The organism is Paenibacillus sp. P13VS, assembly GCF_015143645.1.
GTDB classification, from domain to species: Bacteria; Bacillota; Bacilli; order Paenibacillales; family Paenibacillaceae; genus Paenibacillus; species Paenibacillus xylanilyticus_A.
Window position 1 is genome coordinate 136,066 of record NZ_WYEV01000003.1, and the last position, 20,065, is coordinate 156,130.

At 46.0% G+C, this 20,065-nt stretch carries 16 protein-coding genes and 1 riboswitch; of the genes, 12 read left to right on the top strand and 4 right to left on the bottom strand.

Features of this window, described 5'->3' with window-relative positions; all coding sequences use genetic code 11:
* Window positions 1-25: 25 nt before the first annotated feature.
* From GUA98_RS05715 to GUA98_RS05725, 3 genes are read left to right on the top strand one after another with little or no spacing between them, the layout of a single operon-like run.
* Window positions 26-904: a carbohydrate ABC transporter permease gene (locus tag GUA98_RS05715; RefSeq protein ID WP_193722338.1), complete on the top strand. Its 879-nt coding sequence runs from the start codon at window positions 26-28 to the stop codon at window positions 902-904.
* Window positions 901-1,737 carry a carbohydrate ABC transporter permease gene (locus tag GUA98_RS05720; protein ID WP_193722339.1) on the top strand — a complete coding sequence of 279 codons (837 nt, stop codon included), beginning with the start codon at window positions 901-903 and terminating at the stop codon, window positions 1,735-1,737. The genes GUA98_RS05715 and GUA98_RS05720 overlap by 4 nt, the downstream gene beginning before the upstream one ends.
* Window positions 1,738-1,750: 13 nt before the next feature.
* The gene (locus GUA98_RS05725) at window positions 1,751-3,316 is read left to right on the top strand and encodes a sugar hydrolase (protein WP_193722340.1); all 1,566 of its coding nucleotides are present in this window, start codon (window positions 1,751-1,753) and stop codon (window positions 3,314-3,316) included.
* A gap of 112 nt (window positions 3,317-3,428) precedes the next feature.
* Here GUA98_RS05725 and GUA98_RS05730 read toward each other — a convergent pair whose 3' ends face one another.
* Window positions 3,429-4,742 (bottom strand): erythromycin esterase family protein, encoded by a 1,314-nt coding sequence (locus tag GUA98_RS05730; RefSeq protein WP_193722341.1) that lies wholly within the window; start codon window positions 4,740-4,742, stop codon window positions 3,429-3,431.
* A 104-nt stretch (window positions 4,743-4,846) separates the two neighbouring features.
* On the opposite strand from GUA98_RS05730, the gene GUA98_RS30240 reads away from it, so the two are divergent.
* The 8 genes from GUA98_RS30240 (at window position 4,847) to GUA98_RS29380 (ending at window position 15,475) form a co-directional block, all read left to right on the top strand.
* The gene (locus GUA98_RS30240) at window positions 4,847-4,999 is read left to right on the top strand and encodes a type II CAAX prenyl endopeptidase Rce1 family protein (RefSeq protein ID WP_415752996.1); all 153 of its coding nucleotides are present in this window, start codon (window positions 4,847-4,849) and stop codon (window positions 4,997-4,999) included.
* 205 nt (window positions 5,000-5,204) lie between these two features.
* Window positions 5,205-7,829 carry a phosphoenolpyruvate synthase gene (gene ppsA, locus GUA98_RS05735; RefSeq protein ID WP_193722342.1) on the top strand — a complete coding sequence of 875 codons (2,625 nt, stop codon included), beginning with the start codon at window positions 5,205-5,207 and terminating at the stop codon, window positions 7,827-7,829.
* A gap of 238 nt (window positions 7,830-8,067) precedes the next feature.
* Window positions 8,068-9,201: a serine hydrolase domain-containing protein gene (locus tag GUA98_RS05740; RefSeq protein WP_193722343.1), complete on the top strand. Its 1,134-nt coding sequence runs from the start codon at window positions 8,068-8,070 to the stop codon at window positions 9,199-9,201.
* Window positions 9,202-9,569: 368 nt separating this feature from the next.
* Window positions 9,570-11,603 (top strand): methyl-accepting chemotaxis protein, encoded by a 2,034-nt coding sequence (locus GUA98_RS05745; RefSeq protein WP_193722344.1) that lies wholly within the window; start codon window positions 9,570-9,572, stop codon window positions 11,601-11,603.
* Window positions 11,604-11,759: 156 nt separating this feature from the next.
* Entirely contained in the window at window positions 11,760-13,253 is a 1,494-nt protein-coding gene (locus GUA98_RS05750; protein ID WP_193722345.1) for a spore germination protein, read from the top strand.
* A 3-nt stretch (window positions 13,254-13,256) separates the two neighbouring features.
* On the top strand, window positions 13,257-14,351 hold the full coding sequence (locus GUA98_RS05755; protein WP_193722346.1) for a GerAB/ArcD/ProY family transporter: 1,095 nt from the start codon (window positions 13,257-13,259) through the stop codon (window positions 14,349-14,351).
* On the top strand, window positions 14,348-14,866 hold the full coding sequence (locus tag GUA98_RS29375) for a hypothetical protein (RefSeq protein ID WP_227779438.1): 519 nt from the start codon (window positions 14,348-14,350) through the stop codon (window positions 14,864-14,866). Before GUA98_RS05755 ends, GUA98_RS29375 begins: the two co-directional genes overlap by 4 nt.
* Before the next feature lie 30 nt (window positions 14,867-14,896).
* Window positions 14,897-15,475 (top strand): Ger(x)C family spore germination C-terminal domain-containing protein, encoded by a 579-nt coding sequence (locus GUA98_RS29380; protein WP_227779439.1) that lies wholly within the window; start codon window positions 14,897-14,899, stop codon window positions 15,473-15,475.
* 351 nt (window positions 15,476-15,826) lie between these two features.
* On the opposite strand, the gene GUA98_RS05765 is transcribed toward GUA98_RS29380, so the two are convergent.
* The 3 genes from GUA98_RS05765 to GUA98_RS05775 form a co-directional block, all read right to left on the bottom strand.
* Window positions 15,827-17,323, bottom strand: a complete 1,497-nt coding sequence (locus tag GUA98_RS05765; protein ID WP_193722347.1) for an amidase — start codon at window positions 17,321-17,323, stop codon at window positions 15,827-15,829.
* Window positions 17,324-17,464: 141 nt separating this feature from the next.
* On the bottom strand, window positions 17,465-18,445 hold the full coding sequence (locus GUA98_RS05770; protein WP_193722348.1) for a DMT family transporter: 981 nt from the start codon (window positions 18,443-18,445) through the stop codon (window positions 17,465-17,467).
* Window positions 18,446-18,589: 144 nt separating this feature from the next.
* Window positions 18,590-18,740: riboswitch (FMN riboswitch) on the bottom strand.
* A gap of 82 nt (window positions 18,741-18,822) precedes the next feature.
* Complete coding sequence (locus GUA98_RS05775; RefSeq protein WP_193722349.1) at window positions 18,823-19,326, bottom strand: DinB family protein; 504 nt, start codon at window positions 19,324-19,326, stop codon at window positions 18,823-18,825.
* Window positions 19,327-19,487: 161 nt separating this feature from the next.
* Between GUA98_RS05775 and GUA98_RS05780 the strand changes: the two genes are divergently transcribed.
* Window positions 19,488-20,060: a CGNR zinc finger domain-containing protein gene (locus GUA98_RS05780; RefSeq protein WP_193722350.1), complete on the top strand. Its 573-nt coding sequence runs from the start codon at window positions 19,488-19,490 to the stop codon at window positions 20,058-20,060.
* The last annotated feature ends 5 nt before the right edge of the window (window positions 20,061-20,065 follow it).

The following is a 20,065-nucleotide window of genomic DNA, read 5'->3' on the forward strand; positions in this document are numbered from 1 at the left end:
ACCTTCTTGGAAAGGATGGAGCAGGATGAGCTCTACTGTAATGAAAAAGTCCATGTACTGGTTTGCCTTACCGGCATTACTATTCTACCTGACCTTTTGGATCTTCCCGATCCTGCGGTTGTTCCAGTACAGCATAACGGACTATAACGGGTATGCCCAAGCCTACAACTATATTGGATTCGACAACTATAAGGAATTGTTCAGCAGCGATATCCTTGGCATTTCATTAAAGAATACGCTGATCTATACATTTGTCACCGTGATCGCCGGCAATATTATCGGTTTGGCACTGGCTCTGCTGTTAAACATGAAAATAAGAGGAACCGGGATCTATCGTTCCCTGGCGTATATTCCCACATTGTTTAGTGCAATTGTCGTCGGATTCTTGTGGAGCTACGTCTATATGCCGGATTACGGACTGATTTCTTCCTTTCTCAATACATTGGGCATCCAGAATGAATTGAATTTCCTGGGGGATTATTCGACTGCCCTCTATTCAATTATCTTCGTCGAAATCTGGAAGACCATCGGAACTACGATGATTATCTTTCTCGCTGGGCTCCAGACCGTTCCGACCGACCTGTTGGAAGCCGGCCGAATGGACGGCTGTGGTTCCTGGAGATTGCTGCGGCATGTCAAGATTCCATTGCTGGCAACAGCGATTACGATCAACGTAACGCTAAGTTTGATCAATGGCCTCAAAGCCTTCGATTTCCCGTTTATCATGACGAATGGCGGCCCCGGAACGGCTACCAATACGCTGATCTACACAATTTACAAAATGGCATTTACGGAACAGCTCTTCGGTAAAGCTTCGGCACTTGGTGTTATATCCTTTGCTGTAATTATCGTAATTACCGCCGTCTTCGTGCTGAAAATGAACAAACGGGAGGTGTCGGCATGACGCTTCGTAAATGGCTCAGCAAAGGGTCTGTTCAGATTGTTGTACTCGTCGTTATGGCCCTGAATCTCATTCCGTTAATTATCGCTTTTTCGACTTCGCTTCGTGATCCTAGCAATAATACGAACCCGCTGGCGTTGTTTCAGGAATTGTCTCTCGCAAGTTATAAATCAGCATTCGAGCGTATGCATTTCCCTGAAGCGCTCTGGAACAGCATTGTATTGACGGGTGTATCGGTTATTTTCGTGGTTCTGTTCGCAGCCATGGCTTCGTATCCAATGGCTCGTTTGAAGACGAAGTTAAGCAAGTTCATGTATCTATTTTTCTTGTCCGGACTCGTTGTACCTGCGCAGATGGTACTGATCCCGATCGTGCAAATGATCAATGCGCTGCATATTCCAACCAACCAATATACGCCTATCTTCATGTTTATTACGTGCAGTCTTCCGTTCTCGACTTTCCTGTATACTGGCTTCATTCGAAGTGGTGTTCCTGAAGAAGTGGAGGAAGCTGCACACATCGATGGGGCAGGACTGTTCCAACGTTTCTGGACGGTGGTGTTTCCCTTGCTTATTCCCGTGACCGTATCTGTCATTATTACGCAGGGTGTGTGGATCTGGAATGATTACTTCTTCAATATGATCTTCATCTCGGGAGCAGATGACTCCCCATTGCCACTTGCCATGCTTGGATTTCTTGGGGATCAGCAAAATCCCACGCAGTGGAACGTGTTGTTTGCCGCATGTTTTCTGTGTGCTCTACCGCTGCTGCTCGCGTTTTTGTTCCTGCAAAAATATTTCATTGGTGGCATGACCGTTGGAGCGGTCAAAGGATAGGGAGGCCAAGTGTATGAATGAACACGTGATAAAAACGACCTGGTTAGACCAAGCAAAGCAGCTTACCCCTGAACTGCATCAACAGAAAGTTTACCCGGAACGCATGGTGAATGTAGTTCAAGATGAGGGTGCTTTCCAAGGATGGAGCATCGAACCGGTGGGCTCGGCTGCCCAAGTATACGATCAGATTTTGAAAAAAGGCGATTGCATCACGCTGGATTTTGGAACTCACCATGTCGGTTATGTAACGCTATCGCTTCGGAACGTGCGGAGTAATGCTGATGCGCCACTCCGGATTCGATTGACATTCGGCGAGATGCCATGTGAAGTTGGAGAGGATTTCAGTGAATACAAAGGATGGCTTAGCCGGTCTTGGCTGCAGGATGAGATCATCAATGTGGATGTGCTGCCGGGAACGATCACGCTGGATCGCCGTTATGCATTCCGTTATCTGAAGATTGACGTCCTTGAAACGTCGATTCGTTATGACGTCCAACTTACCGATCTGTACTGTACGACAGTAACCTCTGCTGATTTGGCAGCAGTTCCCTCATTGCGAGCAGGCATCGAACCGGAAATGGCGAACATCGATCGGGTTGCTGTGCAAACGTTGCGGGACTGCATGCAAACCGTCTTCGAGGACGGTCCCAAGCGGGATCGACGTTTATGGATCGGGGACCTTCGCCTGCAGGCACTTGTGAACTATGAAACCTTCGGCTGTAATGACCTTGTCAAACGATGCCTGTATCTCTTTGCCGGATCAAGGCTTGAGGGCGGTCGAGTGGGTGCATGTTTATATGAGTATCCAGAGCCTTATGTGGACGAAACTTATCTGTACGATTACGCGCTGCTGTTCGTAGCCACTCTTTACGATTATTATGAAGCGACAAGAGATCGGGACACGCTGGAAGAATTGTGGCCGGTGGCATACGAGCAAATTCACATTGCACTCGCAAGGCTGAACGAGCAGGGGATCGTACAAGACGATGACACCTGGTATTGCTTCCTGGATTGGCATGATGAACTCAACAAGCAGGCTGGGGCGCAAGCGGTGCTCATCTATGGCATGAGAAGAGGGTTGAAGATTGCCCATGAACTGAACTTGGTAGACCAGGCGGCTTGGATTAACGTTCAAATCGAAAGAGCCGTGAATGCAGCACTCGCAACTCTATGGGACGAGGAACAGAAGTACTTCATTAGCGGAGAAGAGAGACAGGTATCTTGGGCTTCCCAGATATGGATGATCCTCGCAGAGGTCATTGATACGTCAATTGCCACAGCATTGCTCGAACGACTGGAACATCATGCGGATGCCATTGGCATGACAACCCCATATATGGTTCATCACTACGTGGATGCATTGCTCTTATGCGGAGAAAAGGAAAAGGCGATTGAGCAAATTCGAACATACTGGGGAGGTATGTTAAAGGATGGAGCGGATACCTTTTGGGAGTTATACGACCCGAACGACAAAACATATTCTCCTTACGGCAGCAACCTGGTCAACAGCTATTGTCATGCATGGAGCTGTACGCCAAGTTATTTTATAAGACGATATTTGTATAAAGATACGGAGTAGTAAGATGGTCCACATAATCAAAAAAGCAGCCTCAATTTAACCTAGTCGAGGCTGCTTTTTTAATTTCGGTTTCATTTAGCAATGTACACGCGGTGTTTTTACGCAAATACCATTACGACGAAAACAATGCTTCCGTTGCAACTGGCTTATGGATCGGAAGGGGCTGAAGGGCGGTTGACTGATCAATATGGACAAATGCATCATAACGATCCGCCATGGTGGAAGGTACATAATTGCCAAACCGTTCAAGCTTCGGATCATATACCACACCGATGGCGCGGTGACCAATGACTTTATGCAGTAACGAGGACGCTTCGGAGAGCATGACCATGCCATTACGGCCTCCTCCTGCCTGGTGCATGTAATCCTCCCAGCTTCCTGGCTGCCCGGGTGGCACGACCATCTTCTCAACAGGATCTCCCCAGGCTTTTCCCGCAAGGACTTCTCCTTTATAGGTTCCGAAACCAATGGCAAACACCTGATGTTGTTCATCCTCACGCAGCAGCTGACCAACATTCACCATGCCATCTTCCAGCATGTCTGTTGCTCGTGCATCTCCAATATGCGTATTATGCTCCCAGACAATGGCTTTGGCAGAGGCCCCATAATAGGACATGATACGCTTCAGTGATTCCACCATATGCCTGTCACGTACATTCCAGGAATCCGGGCCACCGCGAACCATCGTTCGATAATAGGCTTCGGAGCTTGAAGTTACCAGCATGTTAACCTCTGCATTCAATTCTTCTTCACTACCCGGGTGGACCATACGCTGTTGCTGCATCTGCTTTAATAGTTCGACCACTTCATTCTCACAGCTCTCGGAGAGTAATCCTGCTGCAATACCATAACTCTGATGATCCTTGTTGTATGGGTCGAAGCAGGCATAGGTGCGGCGGGCCTGTTCCAATTGAGGAGACTTGGTTTTCTCCAAATACCCAATAATGGCCTCCATCGATTCCCACAAGGAGTACATATCGATCCCATAAAATCCGACCTTAGAACGTCCACTGCTACCACTGATTTCAGCTGCATTATATTCTTTTAGCCACTCGGCAAAATCACGAATTTCTGTATTCGCCCACATCCAAGTCGGCCAGCGAGTAAAATCACCCAGTGCGTCTGCTGCCGAAGAATCGGCACCCGGTGAACCTTTTATATACCGATTCAACCGATAAGCAGCGGGCCAATCCCCTTCAACACCGATGATGTTGAATCCCTTCCTTGAAATCAGCTTTTTCGAAAGCTCAGCCCTGTATCGATAGAAGTCAGCTGTCCCATGACTTGATTCCCCCAGGAGCACAATATCTGCATCCCCGATCACATCAACCATTCGGTCCAGATTCTCCATTTCGTCCAAAGGGATAAATAAGGCACCCAGTTCTTTTAAATAAGCGTTATTCTCTGATTGAGAGTTGGAATTCATGAAGTTCTTCCTTCCTATAGGCGGTATGAGAGAATTATTTCCGAATTGTTCACTGAATAACCGAATCAATCCGCTCAGGCGGGAAGCAAAAGGAAGTAAAATGATTGAAAATCGTATTTGATGAGAAATGGGTCGCAATTCTTGCTTCCTCGGCATTGTTTGTAGCTTTTCACTTTTCCTATTTCAAAACTCCCATCATGCTGCTCAATATAGTGATTCCAAGCCTTTTATTTGGCTCATTATATGGGGCAACCTAATATACTCGGGAAAATTGAAGGAAACAGCAAACACCAAAAAAGGACCAGACATTTAGTCAGGTCCTTTTTTATTTATTTATTGCATATAAAGTAACACGATGGTATGATCAGTTCGCGAGTGTTTTCATATATTTTTATTGTAGCATGCCGGTAAAATCTTGTCAAAGGATTTTTTTCTCAATTTGATGATTAGGAGAGATGTTGAATGAGTTCTATGGTTCTCAGTTTCCAGGAGATCGATAAGACACAGCTTTCGCTTGTGGGTGGGAAGGGTTTGAATCTGGGGGAATTATCCAAGAGGGAAGGGCTTCTAGTCCCTGAGGGATTTTGTGTGACAACGTTGGGATACCAGAAGGCCATCGAACAGAACATGACATATCACTCTTTACTCAGTCGCTTAACGATGCTTCATGTAGAAGAACGAGATCAAATTGGTGAAATCAGCAGAGAGATTCGGCAGATCATTATAAATTCAGAAATTCCTTACGATGTTGTAGAGGCAGTAAGCCGCTACCTCAGCCAGTATGGAGATGAACATGCATATGCGGTGCGTTCCAGTGCAACTGCCGAGGATTTGCCACATGCTTCTTTTGCAGGTCAGCAGGATACCTATTTGAACATCATCGGCAAGGAAGCCATACTGGAGCATATTCGCAAATGTTGGGCGTCCCTTTTCACGGATCGTGCTGTAATCTACCGTATGCAGAACGGCTTCGATCATAGTCAAGTATACTTGGCTGTTATTATTCAGAAGATGATTTTCCCGCAGGCATCAGGAATTTTATTTACTGCCGATCCTATGACGTCCAGCCGAAAACTCTTATCGATCGATGCCAGCTATGGTTTGGGAGAAGCGCTGGTTTCCGGCTTGGTATCTGCTGATGGTTATAAGGTACGGGAAGAAGAAATTGTCGATAAAAGAATTGCAACCAAAAAACTCGCAATCTATGCTCGAAAAGAAGGCGGGACTGAGACGCGAACAATTCAATCTGTTCAGCAAGAAGCTCAAACACTCACGGATTATCACATTTTGGAGTTAGCACGGATAGGGAGACAGATTGAAGCTTTCTTTGGTTGTCCGCAGGATATTGAGTGGTGCTTGTCCGATGGCGCGTTCTACATTGTCCAGAGCCGACCAATTACAACGTTATTTCCGATCCCTGAAGTGAATGATCAAGAAAATCATGTGTATGTATCTGTGGCCCATCAGCAAATGATGACTGATCCCATCAAACCACTCGGACTGTCATTTTATCTCATGACAACTCCTGCGCCTATGCGTGTAGCTGGCGGGAGGTTGTTCGTGGATGTAACGCCTATGCTAGCCTCACCTGTCACCAGAGAAAACATAGTAAATGCCCTTGGGAAATCTGATCCGCTTATCAAAGACGCTTTAATGACTGTAATTGAGCGGGGAGATTTTGTGCAATCATTACCGAACGACAACCAAGTAGAGAATTCCGGTAGAGGCAATAGAGGTTTGCCCCCAGCAGGCTCTCAAACACCAATCAATGAACAGGATCCGTCCATCGTTACTGATTTGATCAAGAACAATGAAGCATCTATAGAAGAATTGAAACAAAAGATTCAAACAAAATCAGGATCTGACTTGATTGATTTTATCCAGAAAGATATCCAGGAACTTAGAAAGATATTATTTGACCCTCGAAGTTCAGCTGTAATAACAACGGGTATGAACGCTTCATTCTGGCTCAATGAGAAGATGAACGAATGGTTAGGTGAAAAAAACGCAGCAGATGCGATCTCCCAGTCTGTTCCCAACAATATCACTGCCGAAATGGGGCTCGCCTTATTAGATGTCGCAGATGTGATTCGTCCTTATCCTGAGGTCGTTCAATACTTACAACATGTACAAAAGGATCAATTCCTTGATGACCTTGTTCAATTCACTGGTGGCCAGGAAGTAAAAGAAGCCATTCATGCCTATCTTGAGCGATATGGAATGCGTTGTGCCGGAGAGATTGATCTAACCCGAACTCGCTGGATTGAAAAACCATTGACACTTGTTCCCCTGATTCTGGGTAATATCAAAAACTTTGAGCCTAATGAAGGGAGCCGGAAGTTTGAGCAAGGGCGACAGGAGGCTAAGAGAAAAGAAAAGGAGCTATTAGGGCGATTGAAGCAGCTGCCTGATGGAGAGCAAAAAGCAAAAGAAACAAAAGAAAAGATCGACATCATTCGAAATTTGAGCGGGTACAGAGAATACCCCAAATACGGCATGGTACATCGTTATTTCATTTATAAGAAGGCTTTGCTCAAGGAAGCCGAGCGACTAGTTCAGGCTGGTGTTTTGAGGAAAAAAGAAGATATATATGATCTTACCTTTGAAGAACTTCGCGAAGTGGTTAGTACCCGTAAAGTGGATGACCAGATGATCAGCAAACGAAAAGACGAATACAAGCTATATGAAAAATTGACCCCACCACGTGTGATCACGTCAGATGGAGAAATTATTACAGGTAAGTATAAAAGAGATAACCTCCCACCCGAAGCTTTAGTAGGTCTCGCTGTCTCTTCCGGTGTTATCGAAGGGCGTGCACGTGTGATTCTGAACATGGAGGAAGCTGAACTGGAAGATGGAGATATCCTCGTTACCGTTTTTACAGACCCTAGCTGGACACCACTATTTGTATCCATCAAGGGGCTAGTCACCGAAGTAGGTGGACTGATGACCCATGGAGCCGTTATTGCACGTGAGTACGGCTTGCCAGCAGTGGTTGGCGTGGAGAATGCAACGAAACGTATTAAAGACGGTCAGCGAATTCGTGTGAATGGAACAGAAGGGTATATCGAAATCTTGTCGTTGTAGTTACACCATCTAAAAGTCAACAAAAGATAGCGTGTAAGACTGCGTTAGTTGCTGCTCAAGAAATGTATTTTACTTCAAGTCGCTAGTTTAGCGGCTTTTTTTGTTTTTGCGGAACAAGTTATTTCGTATAGTAGTCAACGCTTACAAATGGTCGTATAGTAGTAATATGTGATTCGTGGCGTGACCATGGTTCACAGTGTGCAATGATAAACGATTCTACATAGAAGGACGGATAAACATGGACTTTAAACCGCTTGCTTCATTTATTGATCGCGTCACATCCTGGAGAATCCCGTGGGCAGAAGTGATGGTTATTCATCAAAATGACACCGTTTTCCACTATCGTAACGGTTACGCTAATCTGGAGGAGAAAACACCAATCACCGATGGGGCCATCTTCAATCTCTATTCCATGACCAAAATCATGACCTGCGTCGCAGCACTTCAACTTGTAGAAAGAGGGCATATGCTGCTCAGTGATCCAGTGTCCGACTATCTGCCGGAGTTTGCAGAGATGAATGTGAAGAAAGTCATGCCGAATGGTGAGGTCAGACTGGAGAAAGCCACAAGAGCCATAACGGTACGTGATTTATTTACAATGACGGCGGGCTTCTCGTATGACGTAGGTGCGCCATCCATCAAAGAGGCCGTGCAGAGCACCGATGGAAAACTGCCAACAAGAGAGTTTGCGAAAGCACTCGCGAAGGAACCGCTTCTGTTTGAGCCGGGCACGCATTGGAACTATAGCATGTGTCACGATGTGCTGGGAGCATTGATCGAGGTCGTAAGCGGCAGACGATTTGGAACATATCTGCAGGAAGAGATCACTGGTCCACTCGGCATGAACGATACAGCTTTTGATCTGAACGACGAGCAGCAGTCACGTCTGATTCCACAGTACGCATACAATGATGAACTCGAAAAAGCCATCCGCATGGACGGTAACGGGTTCCGTGTTGGTACGGAATTGGAGAGCGGAGGCGCGGGACTGCTATCTACCGTACGCGATTATGCGTTGTTCCTGAACGCACTCACGGGTCATGGTACCAGTCCTGAAGGTGTTCGGATTTTGTCGCAGGCATCCGTGGAATTAATGCGAACAGATCATCTGAATGAGATGACGCGCCCTGATTACTCTTGGGATCATATGGGCGGATATGGGTTTGGACTCGGGGTCCGTACGCATATCTCCAAGTCGGAGAGCGGTTCTCTAAGCCCACATGGCGAATTTGGCTGGAGCGGTGCTGCTGGTTGCATGGCGATTATGGATCCCGACTCCGGGCTGACTGTCATGTATGCACAGCATCTGCTTAATAGCCAAGAGCCTTACATTCAGAGACGTTTGCGCAATGTTGTATACTCCTGCCTATAATTTTGAAGACGAAGGCAGAGCATCAGCAATCAAACCAAGTTTGCTGGGAAAACTTAATTTTACAAGAACATCATCTTTAAGATATATCCTTAAAATGAAAGAAGCAGGGACACGTTTATGACGTGTCCCTGCTTCTTATTTTTTTGTCTAGTTGTATCTGTAGTAAGTATCTACATTGGAATTAAGACCACCATGAAAAGTCTGAAGCGACTATTACATGAACTGATTCAGTTTCATTTAAGATACCTGTTTTATAGTTGATTTGTGCTCAAGAAGAGCTTGGTCAAGTTCACGGAGTCAATCGTTTTAACTTGCTTAATAGAGCAAATACATCATACAGCGTACATCGTACATAAGGAGAAATGCACATGAAATTCGGAAAATTGAGATCTGTCAGAACAAGGCTTGCAGCTTCACTGCTCGCTATGCTATTGCTTCCTAGCCTGGTCATCGGCGGATTTTCATACTTCTCGGCCAAGAATCAGGTGGATACACAGCTTGCCAATATGGCGGATACAGACATTTCATTAGTAAGCAGCATGGTTGATCAATACATACAAAGTAAAATAGCAGATGTGGGACAGATATTCGAGTCCATTTCATCCGTGGGAAATCCGGATATGCTGTTAAATGCCTATACCAAAAACCATCCGGAAGCAGAAGCTGCGGTGTATGTTACGGATGATGGTCAATTTTCTTATAGTTCAAGTACCCAGAACGAACCAAGCAATTACAATCCACAGGATCAAGAGTTTTATGCCAAAGCAGTCGCTACCCCTGAAGAAGTCGTATTGTCCGAGCCTTATATCTCAGAACAGTCGGGCAGAACTATTGTAGACGTGGCTCAAGCGTCAAGTGACGGAAAATTCATCGTTGCCATTGCACTGGACTTAAGCACACTTCAGGAAACTGTTGGGGATATTCAAATTGGGGATAATGGTTTTGTCGTAATTTTTAGTGCAAATGGTTCCATGATTGTGTCACCGTCTTGGGGATTGGAGGGTTCCGGCACGGTAGGAGAAGCACCAGAATCGGGGGATACGCCGCAGGACGTTTCCTCGAATCTCGAACAGGGAGTTCCTCAAGAGGGCGAAGGGTCCCCAGCATCCATGTTGGACGAAGACTCCGGGCAGATCGAACAGACATCACCGGAAGGAGAAACGCGCCAACTAGTGTACATCACCAACACGTTGACAGGATGGAAGATTGCTGGCGATCGCTCTCCGATCGAGGTTGTACAAGCAGCTGAACCCATCTGGAACAATACACTTTTGGTCATCCTTGTCTTTGTTCTGCTTGGCTTTGGACTTACTGTAGTCATTGTACGTTCCATTACCAAGCCATTACAAACGTTGAATGAGTATTCCATTGAAGTAGGCCAAGGGGACTTGAGCCGTAATACATCGATTGCTTCGCGAGATGAATTTGGTGATTTGGGAGAAGCCTATAATCAAATGGTGGGATCCCTGAATGGGATTGTATCTGAAGTTGCAGATTCCTCCAGTCAGCTTGCCGCGGCTTCTGAGCAGTTATCTGCGAATGCTGAACAAGGTGCAACGTCAACAGAGCATATCACACAAATCATTGAACAGATGGCAGAAGGTGCTGATCGCCAGGTGCTGCTTGTTGAACAAAGCATGCGAACCATTCAGGATGTTGCCGGAAGCATGGGTCATATTGCAGACAACGCCTCTACTACAGCTGTAGCCACAGCTCACGTAGCCCAAAAATCGAAAGAAGGCGGGGAGGTTATTCAAGGAGCTGTGTCGCAAATGAGCACTATTCATCAGTCCGTCAACCACGTGTCCGAGGGTATCAATCATCTGGTTCTGATTTCGCAGGAGATTGGACAGATCATTAAGGTAATCTCAGATATCTCCAGGCAAACTAATTTGCTTGCATTAAATGCTTCCATTGAAGCAGCCCGAGCTGGCGAGCACGGTAGAGGATTTGCGGTCGTAGCCAGAGAAGTGGGTACGCTGGCTGAGCAAGCAGCTCAATCTGCCGAACAGGTAAACGGACTGATTGGAGCTATTCATGAAGGAATCAAGCAGGCTGAAGGTTCCATGGGTGCAGCCATGGGTGAGGTTTCAACAGGAAGGATCATCATGGATCATGCGGGACGTCTGTTCGAAGAAATTAACCTCTCCGTGGACACTGTTAATGGCAAAGCAGGCGAAGTGTCTACGATGGCGGAACATATGGTGAAGGAGACTTCCAATGTTGTGGCTGCAATTGAGGACATCTCTCATCTGTCCCACGAAACAGCAGCAGGAGCCCAAACTGTATCCGCAGCAACCGAGGAGCAGTTGGCCTCCATGCAAGAAATCAGTTCATCTTCCACTTACCTGGCGCGTATGGCGGCAAGACTTCAGGAGTTGACGGAGAAATTCAAAGTCTAATATGAAAAATAATTTTAATACTATTACAAGTCGCTATTTTTAGCGGCTTTTTTTGTTTCAAGTTTGGAGTCTGTCTTTCCAATGCACAATGCATATACACGTGAATAATCGTCATAATAAGGAAAAGCTGCTTGAAGAAGGGAGTGGAGTGGGAAAATGAACGAACCATCTGGCACAATCTCGAAAGTTGATAGCATCACGCCAAGTTTGAACGAGTCTACCGCCAGAATTCAAGAAATCTTTACGAATACTCCCGACTTAATCATTCGGAAGCTATACATAAAACAAACCGGTGAACAAGCTGCCATCATATACATGGACGAAATGACTGACAAAACGATATTGAATCATGATGTACTTGCTCCGCTTCAGCTAGAGTCCGGTAACCCGTCGGAAGACTTCATCACAACAGTAGGGTATGTAAAGCCTTATTCCAAGTGGGAGGACCTCAAACGTTCCATCATGATCGGCTATAGTGTGCTTTTTATTGAAGGGCGAAGTGAAGCCTACGTATTGGATACCAAAGGTATTCCTCAGCGTGCAATTGAAGAACCTCAGCAGGAGCCATCATTAAAAGGGGCACATCAGGGGTTTATAGAAAACGGTTCTCAAAATATAGCCATGATTCGGCGTTATGTCGCGGACAAAGAACTAAAGTTGAAACGGTATATCGTTGGGACACGAGGACAGACTGCCGTATCCCTGCTTTATCTGGAGGATGTGGTTGATCCTGAGGTCGTACAAGTTCTTGAAGAACGCATTCAATCCATTGATGTAGACGCCATTATTAACACGGGCGAATTAGTTGAGTTTATTGAAGACCAACCGCTTGCCTTGCTTCCCCAGATCATCACAACAGAAAGACCGGATACTGCTGCTTCACAAATATTGCAAGGTCGGTGTGTTGTTGTTGTTGATGGTTCGCCGAGTGTAGTGGTAGCTCCTGTTACGTTTATGTCCTTTTTTCAAACGGTTGATGATTACAGTTCCAGATGGTCCATCTCATCATTTATTAGAACATTACGAATTTTTGCTTTTTTTGTCGCCATCTTTCTGCCGGGTTTTTTCATATCCGTTATTTCATTTCATTATGAAATTATACCCATGAAGCTGTTGTTAACGCTTGGTGAATCAAGGGGCCAGGTTCCATTTCCTCCTTTCGTGGAAGCGATCATCATGGAACTCACGCTTGAGATGCTCAGGGAAGCAGGGGTTCGACTTCCGTCCCCGATAGGTCAGACGGTTGGTATTGTAGGCGGTATTGTTATTGGTCAGGCAGTTGTGCAGGCGGGTTTGATCAGCAATATTATGGTTATTGTTGTCGCGTTTACGGCGATATCTTCCTTTATTATTCCGAATCAGGATATGGTGGCTGCAGTACGATTAATGCGTTTTATGATAATGATCCTCGCCACCTGGTTTGGATTCGTTGGGCTGGTTGTTGGCATGATGAGTATTGTCGGAAGATTAATAACATTAAACTCACTAAACGCTTCTTATAGTACACCTATTGCTCCGTTCAGACCCATGGATTGGAAGGATACGTTACTCCGAGTGCCGTTATGGATGATGAACACGCGCCCGATCAGCACGCGATCTAGTCAGACAAGACGACAAGGTAAAAGTAGGGGATGGAAGGAGAAAAATTAGTACATGAAGATATATCGCCCGATAACGACGATTCAATTCATCCTCATGATTTCGACTTTCCAGATCAGTGTTGCCTTTTTGGCTCTACCAAGAGAACTTGCAAGGCATGCTGGAACAGATGGTTGGATGACGATCTTTCTAGGATGGGGGCTGGCTATGTTAGCCTCCATGGCCATGGTGAAATTAATGAAACATAATCCGGACAGTACAATACTTGAATTAGTTCAGCGTTATATGGGCCGGTGGGGAGCCAAACTGGTTACTTTTCTATTTATGGTCTATTTTTTGCTGCTCGCCTATGATGGTTACGCGGTTGCTACGCTGGTCATTAAACTCTGGTTGCTCCCGACGACGTTAATTTATATTCTGGCCTTGCTGCTTCTGATTCCTACCTATCAGATTGCGCAGCATGGATTTCAGGTGATCGGGCGGTACACCGAAATTGTTTCGATGCTCTCCATGTGGATTCCCCTGGTTTATGTATCAACGCTGGATCGTGCTCACTGGCTTTATTTGCTTCCACTATTTAAAGAGGGCTGGCTACCTGTACTTTCTTCCATAAAAGTCATGATCTATCCCTTGCTGGGCATTGGACTGGTTTTGTTTCTGTACCCTCATCTAGTGAAAAAGGAAAAGGCTATGACTGCTATGGTAATCTCCAATTCCCTTACTTGCCTGGCATATTTGGGGATCACCATTATTTGCTTTGTTTATTTTAGTCCTGATGAGATCGGAGAATACAATGATCCGGTGATCAGTATTTTGAAGTCGATTGAATTTCAATTTATCGAACGGGTCGAAGTGCTGTTTATTGCATTTTATTTGTTTATCTTCTCATGTATTTGGATCCCCTCCATGCACATTGTTTCCAGATGCTCTGCCTCGTTGCTGGGAAAAGGTAAAGACAATATCCACCTTGCTGCATGGTGTATTCTTATGGAGATCAGCTTTTTTGTCTATCGGCCCAGTTTTATGGTAGCAACACAAATCAATAATTCACTCAATCTCATCGGATTTGTAATGGAATTCGTATTGCCTGCAGCCATTCTTTTGTATGTCGTTATCTTCAACAAATGGAAGGGAGGGAAACGAACATGAAATGGATAAAAAAAACCGGTATTTCTATTGTAGTTTGCATAGGGTTGTGTACAATCACAGGATGCGGAAGTGGCAAAACTAATTTGGAAGATGCTACCATACCATTGGCATTGGGCTTGGATGTCGAAGACCAAAAGCTCCATTATTATGTCTCCGCTCCTGTATTCAGCAAAGACATTCAAAAGAAAAGCCGCGAAGCGCAAGGGATAGCTGAGGGATTAAGATCGTCCAGGAATCAGCAGGGTGCTCAATTTCCAGGTTCGGTAGGAGGACGGAATTTTCAGGTCATTGTTGTAGGGAAAGAATTACTTAAATATAAAGATTGGTTTAAAGTATTGGATGTGACCTTTCGTGATCCACGAAATACGATTACCGACAGAATTATCGCAGTTGATGGTCGAGTTTCGGATATTTTTAACTTTCAATCGAAGGATCAGCCGCCAATACTCATGTTTTTAAAATCGATTGTCGAATCAGGAAGCAAAATTTCGACTACGGTCTCAACAACTGCGTAAGAGCTGCATCGACAATTGTATGACCGGGCGATGACCCCTGCCATCTCGGAAATCAAGATTGAGAATAACAAGATCATGCTTAAAGGAACGACTCTCCTTTCTCAGCAAGCCCTGTACCGAACTTCACTTACCTATCAGGAAACTTCCCTTCTTCAAATTTTGAAAAAGGAGGCGGGACCCGGAATCAGTCTCACTTTTCCTGTGGATAAACTACAGCAAACGGTTCCGTATAACATAGATAAAGTAAGTTTTACGCTAGGAGGCACCTCAGTAAAGATTAAATCTTCTCATGAGAACGGGAAATTCCGATACAAGGTCAAAGTAAAATCAATTATTGCCATCACGGAAAAGTTTCTTGAATTTGAACTTCAGGATAATTTCGGTGACATGGAGAAAAAGTTGAGCGAGGGAATGAAAGTAGCGATTGAGAAGCTCATCCAAAAATTCCAGCAGCATAAAATAGACCCTGTCGGTTTCGGATTCTATGCACGGGCTTTTCAGTACCCGTTGTACAAGGAAGTGCAGGACCAGTGGGGAAAAGAGCTATCCCGTGCCCTGTTTGATGTCGAAGTTGATCTTCGAATCGCTGCCATCGGAGCAGTAGAGTAATCTAACAGATCAAGACGTTTCCTATGTTTATGAAATACCGCAATATTTGTTCGTTCTTCTGGTGGTTAGGTGATTGGGATGGAGATGAAAGCCGACTTACAGAAGAACAACGAAACGCAATCGATCATGCTGTTAAGCTCATTGAACGAGAGTTACCTTTTGACGGATGTGACATTAAAATTTTAAGGACTCTCCTTGATTTAAACATAATAAATATTATGTAAACTAATTGTGTGCGAAAATGGATAATCGCAAAGTTATTGTTACCAAAAATCGAACACATAACTAACTCCGTGACACTTGGTATACTCAATTGATCACGAAGTTAGTTCGTTGTCCTTTTTCTTTAACTTAGACAGGGAAAAGTGGGTTTCCCTTCATTCCAATCCACAGTCCGGATGCTTCCAGCTGGCCAGCCAGATGGAGCAGCCAGTCTTCACGACCTTTGGTTGCCATAACTTGAACGCCCATCGGCAAGCTATCAGCTGTAAGGTGCAGCGGAACACTCATCGCAGGCTGGCCTGTCAGGTTGGCGAGTTGGGTGAAGGGAGTGTAGGTGAGACTTGGTTCAAACATTTCATAGATCAATTGCTGCTGATGCACCTTGTCCAATTCGGTAATCTGCATCAGATGCTGAATTTGCTCCTCATGAGGAGTTAGCTCTCCAACCTTTGGTGCAGGAAAGGCATTAACGGGTGTGATATAGAAGTCGTATCGCTCGAATAGTGTAGACATCTGCGCTGCAGCCACGTCCCATTCGGCAAGACTGTGAACGAATTCCGCTGCAGATACCTTTTTGCCTGCCTCAGCCAGCACCCAGGATTCAATCTCCATATCGCTCGAAGTTAAAGATCGGCCCATCGCATGCTCCATGGAAGCGATCATCGCCGCCATTTCACCGCTGTTCATCATATAATAGTTCTCCATCAACCGAACACCATTGACCGGACTCAATTTTTCCTCCACGTGATGACCTTGTTCCTCCAGCCACCGAACCAGCTTGTACACTGCTTCCTTCGCATCCTCGCTAACAGGGGTGCCTACCGGTGAATCCGTGGTATAAGCGATCTTCAGTTTGCGTTGGTGCGGATAGTTCATATCGGCCAAGTAACTGCCCGGAAAGAGCGGGGCATGAAACGCGGCTTCAGGTTGAATGACCTGCAGGGTATCCAGTAAGGCTGCACTGTCTCGCACAGTCCGGGATAGCGCGAAGTCGATGGATGCACCTTGCCATTGACGGCCTACACCTGGTCCAACAGGAGTCCGTCCCCGAGTAGGTTTTAGTCCGAATAGTCCGCTGAAGGAGGCTGGAATCCGGATCGAACCCCCGCCATCACTGGCTCCGGCCATGGGTACAATACCCGAAGCAACAGCTGCAGCTGCACCGCCGCTTGAACCCCCTGGTGAATGATTCGTATTCCATGGATTGCGACTCGGACCATGAAGACGTGGCTCAGTAATATTTTTGAGTCCAAATTCCGGTGTGTTCGTATGTCCGATAATAACGAAGCCTGCATCCCGGAGTCTGGATACAAAGTTAGAATTGCGCAAAGCTCGATGATCCTTGAGAAGGCGGGAACCGGAAGTCAGAATTTCCCCCTCCAGCGATTGCGAGATGTCTTTCAGGAGCAATGGAACGCCTGCAAAAGGCTGCTCACCAGGACGAACATAGCCGGCTTCCTCGCGTGCGCGTGTTTCATATGTACGAATGACCGCATTAAGCTGCGGATTAACTTCTTCTAGGCGAGCATAAGCCGCTTCCAGCAATTCAACGGGGGAAACTTCCCGTGAGCGAACCAGTTCAGCCAGACCTATGGCATCATAGGACGTATATGAAAATGAAGACATGACGATCGTTCCTCTCCCAAAATATGAAATAGTATTTATATCTGTCCATATGTCATCGTACCACTGGAATTATAAAAAGACAAAAGGCACTGCCAATCCAGAAGGATGTGCAGTGCCTTTAAGATATAGATAAGATCTTTATTACTCTGTCCGAAGCTTAGGCGCTGCGTCTGCAGCTGTGCCAGATCGTTCCTGCTGTTTGGATATAGCGAACAAAGCAATCCAGATGAGAATGAATCCAAGCAGCTGCTCCCATGTGATGAGCGTCCGGAATGCAATCCAGTTCACAAGCACACCCGCCATGGGGAAGCTCAGCTCAGCCAGTGTGGCCACGGAAGCTTTGGTGGACGAGAGACCTTTATAGTATAACAATAGACTCAGTAAACCTGGCAATAGCGCCTGCCCCAGAATGTTGAGCGCAACCGCTGCCTGTTCTCCTGCACCTGAAGGCAAGGTCCACGCTGCACCCTCGTTCCAGGTCATGAAGATCAGCAAGGGCAGAGCTACGACGAAGCGGAGGGAGGTGACCGTCTCATAACGGGTTTGCCCCAGCATCAGTCGGCCCATCACCGTAGAACCGCCCCATAAGGCAGCAGCGCCAAGTGACAACAGGCTGCCCGCATGAATCCAGTTGTTCCAGTTTCCAAGCGGAAGTGTAAACCCAAATGTAAGCAGATAAGTTCCGATAAGAGCAACAACGAATAACCAGCCGAAGCGGCGCGGCAGTGTTTCCTTCAATAAGAACTTCGCTAAAACAATCGCGAAGATGGGCTGCATTTTTTGCAGCAACAATACGGTATTCGGATCATTGTGTGTCAGTGCGAGCGTGAATAAAACCGTTGCCAGTGCAGAGCCGCCCCATGAGATAAAGATAACGGCGATCCAGTGGCGGGCTCGCAGCTGTTTCAGGTCGGCGCGGAATTTCCATAAGACGGGTATAGCGACTAAGCTCACGATAATATGCTCCACCAGTACAATTTGAGTAGAGGTCATGGTTTGCAGCAAAATGATGCGGAACAATGGATCTACGCCCCATAGGGCTGCACCGAGAACAACGAGCCAAAATCCGGTATTGCTTCGTTCCTTGCGATAAACGGTTGATGCATGCTGTGTCTTTTCCATATTCAGGACTCCTTCGTCAGAACACGGAATCTTCAGTTGGCAAAATCGACAAAAGCCCCCGTTTTGGCATACACCAAATAAACGGGGGCTCATCCATGAACATATCGTCAGGAAAGAAACCTTCCCATAGGCGGTATGTCATGTGTTGATCTTCTCTCATCCGGACTGTACCGTCGGCCTTGGAGTCACACCAAGTCAGTCGCTGTTGTCCTAAGCAGTCAACAGCGAGTCGCGGGCTGGTTCCGATTGGAACATCACCGCCGGTTGGGAATTGCACCCTACCCCGAAGATCCTATTCAATTTATAGGTTATAGTACAAGTTGTAACATTAATAAGTTCATCTTATTCCTGTAAGCGCTAGCAGTTCAAGCATTTTTTTAGAAAATGATGTTCCAGCTTCCTTGCTGCCTGCGCAGAAGCACAATCTGACCCGCGTGATAAGCGTCGTGAAGAACCCAGCGGGCAAGCGTTTGAGCCCAGTTTTGTTCGGAATCCAAATAGGCTTCTTCAAGTCTGGAATCCTGTAACGTAACCAGGTTATTGTGCAACTGTTCTGCCAGCTCAGTGGTTCGCTCCACAAGTTGGCTCCAGCCAACGTGGTCCAAGGGGTCACCGGGACTGCCAAACGTAGCTTCATTCGATTCGGCAGCGGGTACAGATGGCGACTGACCTTGAAGACGCTTTAAGATCCGCTCGTTGTAATAATACATATGATTGACCAGCTGCCATATGCTCAGTCCTCCTGAAGGAGGGATCCAAGCTGCTTGCTCTGCGGTCAGCCCTTCAAGCGCCTTTGACAATGGGACGATCCAGTTACATTGATCCCAGGTATCTTCTTTTTGAATAACCAATACATCTAATGCAGTTGTAACAGACGTCATCTTTAAAGTTCATTCCTCTCTAGTGGAACTCATCTCATGACTTGCTTCTTCATGCTTGTAACTAGCTAATATGGTTTGAAATGGTTACAATTAATATAACACAATTCAAAAGAAAGTAACCACCTTTTTCGAATTAGATAGTTACAACAGCGGAGGTATAGATGGATAGATTATGGACAGATTTTGTGAATAGCGATTATCATGACTGGCGCGGCGGGGATCGATCTGAAGACAGACTGGGAAAAGCAGGCTGGCAGCAGGATTTCTTGAATCGTTGGCAATTAAAAGCACAAGTGCCGGCCTCGACTGAAGAGGAATCCACCATAAGAAGCTTTAGAGATGAGTTACAGTCTCTGGCTATCCGTTTGTCAGTGGGAACGCCCCTAACGGAGAAGGATCAAGCATGGTTAAATGACTTTATGCGGAGTGGTGAGGTGATCAGACGACTAATCTCACAGGAGCAAGGACTGGATGTTATGCTGGTTCCCGTCCATGCACATTGGTCTCAGGTGATTGCGGAGGTCGCTGCTGACTTTGCCATGACACTGGTGGGGGGCGAAGGAAAGAGAATTCGATGCTGTGACAACCCGGACTGCCGCTGGGTTTTCTATGACGATACTCGCAGTAGGACACAGAAGTATTGTGATGATAAAATGTGTGGCAATCTAATGAAGGTGAGACGTTTTCGAGCGAAACGCAAGCTGGAATCGAGTGGAAAAAAGAATGAAATTTAACAATG

Bases quoted from the DNA above. Each gene is read 5' to 3' on its own strand.
- GUA98_RS05715 (WP_193722338.1), top strand. From the start codon at position 26: ATGAGCTCTACTGTAATGAAAAAGTCCATGTACTGGTTTGCCTTACCG.
- GUA98_RS05720 (WP_193722339.1), top strand. From the start codon at position 901: ATGACGCTTCGTAAATGGCTCAGCAAAGGGTCTGTTCAGATTGTTGTA.
- GUA98_RS05725 (WP_193722340.1), top strand. From the start codon at position 1,751: ATGAATGAACACGTGATAAAAACGACCTGGTTAGACCAAGCAAAGCAG.
- GUA98_RS05730 (WP_193722341.1), bottom strand. From the start codon at position 4,742: ATGAATTCCAACTCTCAATCAGAGAATAACGCTTATTTAAAAGAACTG.
- ppsA (WP_193722342.1), top strand. From the start codon at position 5,205: ATGAGTTCTATGGTTCTCAGTTTCCAGGAGATCGATAAGACACAGCTT.
- GUA98_RS05740 (WP_193722343.1), top strand. From the start codon at position 8,068: ATGGACTTTAAACCGCTTGCTTCATTTATTGATCGCGTCACATCCTGG.
- GUA98_RS05745 (WP_193722344.1), top strand. From the start codon at position 9,570: ATGAAATTCGGAAAATTGAGATCTGTCAGAACAAGGCTTGCAGCTTCA.
- GUA98_RS05750 (WP_193722345.1), top strand. From the start codon at position 11,760: ATGAACGAACCATCTGGCACAATCTCGAAAGTTGATAGCATCACGCCA.
- GUA98_RS05755 (WP_193722346.1), top strand. From the start codon at position 13,257: ATGAAGATATATCGCCCGATAACGACGATTCAATTCATCCTCATGATT.
- GUA98_RS29375 (WP_227779438.1), top strand. From the start codon at position 14,348: ATGAAATGGATAAAAAAAACCGGTATTTCTATTGTAGTTTGCATAGGG.
- GUA98_RS29380 (WP_227779439.1), top strand. From the start codon at position 14,897: ATGACCCCTGCCATCTCGGAAATCAAGATTGAGAATAACAAGATCATG.
- GUA98_RS05765 (WP_193722347.1), bottom strand. From the start codon at position 17,323: ATGTCTTCATTTTCATATACGTCCTATGATGCCATAGGTCTGGCTGAA.
- GUA98_RS05770 (WP_193722348.1), bottom strand. From the start codon at position 18,445: ATGGAAAAGACACAGCATGCATCAACCGTTTATCGCAAGGAACGAAGC.
- GUA98_RS05775 (WP_193722349.1), bottom strand. From the start codon at position 19,326: ATGACGTCTGTTACAACTGCATTAGATGTATTGGTTATTCAAAAAGAA.
- GUA98_RS05780 (WP_193722350.1), top strand. From the start codon at position 19,488: ATGGATAGATTATGGACAGATTTTGTGAATAGCGATTATCATGACTGG.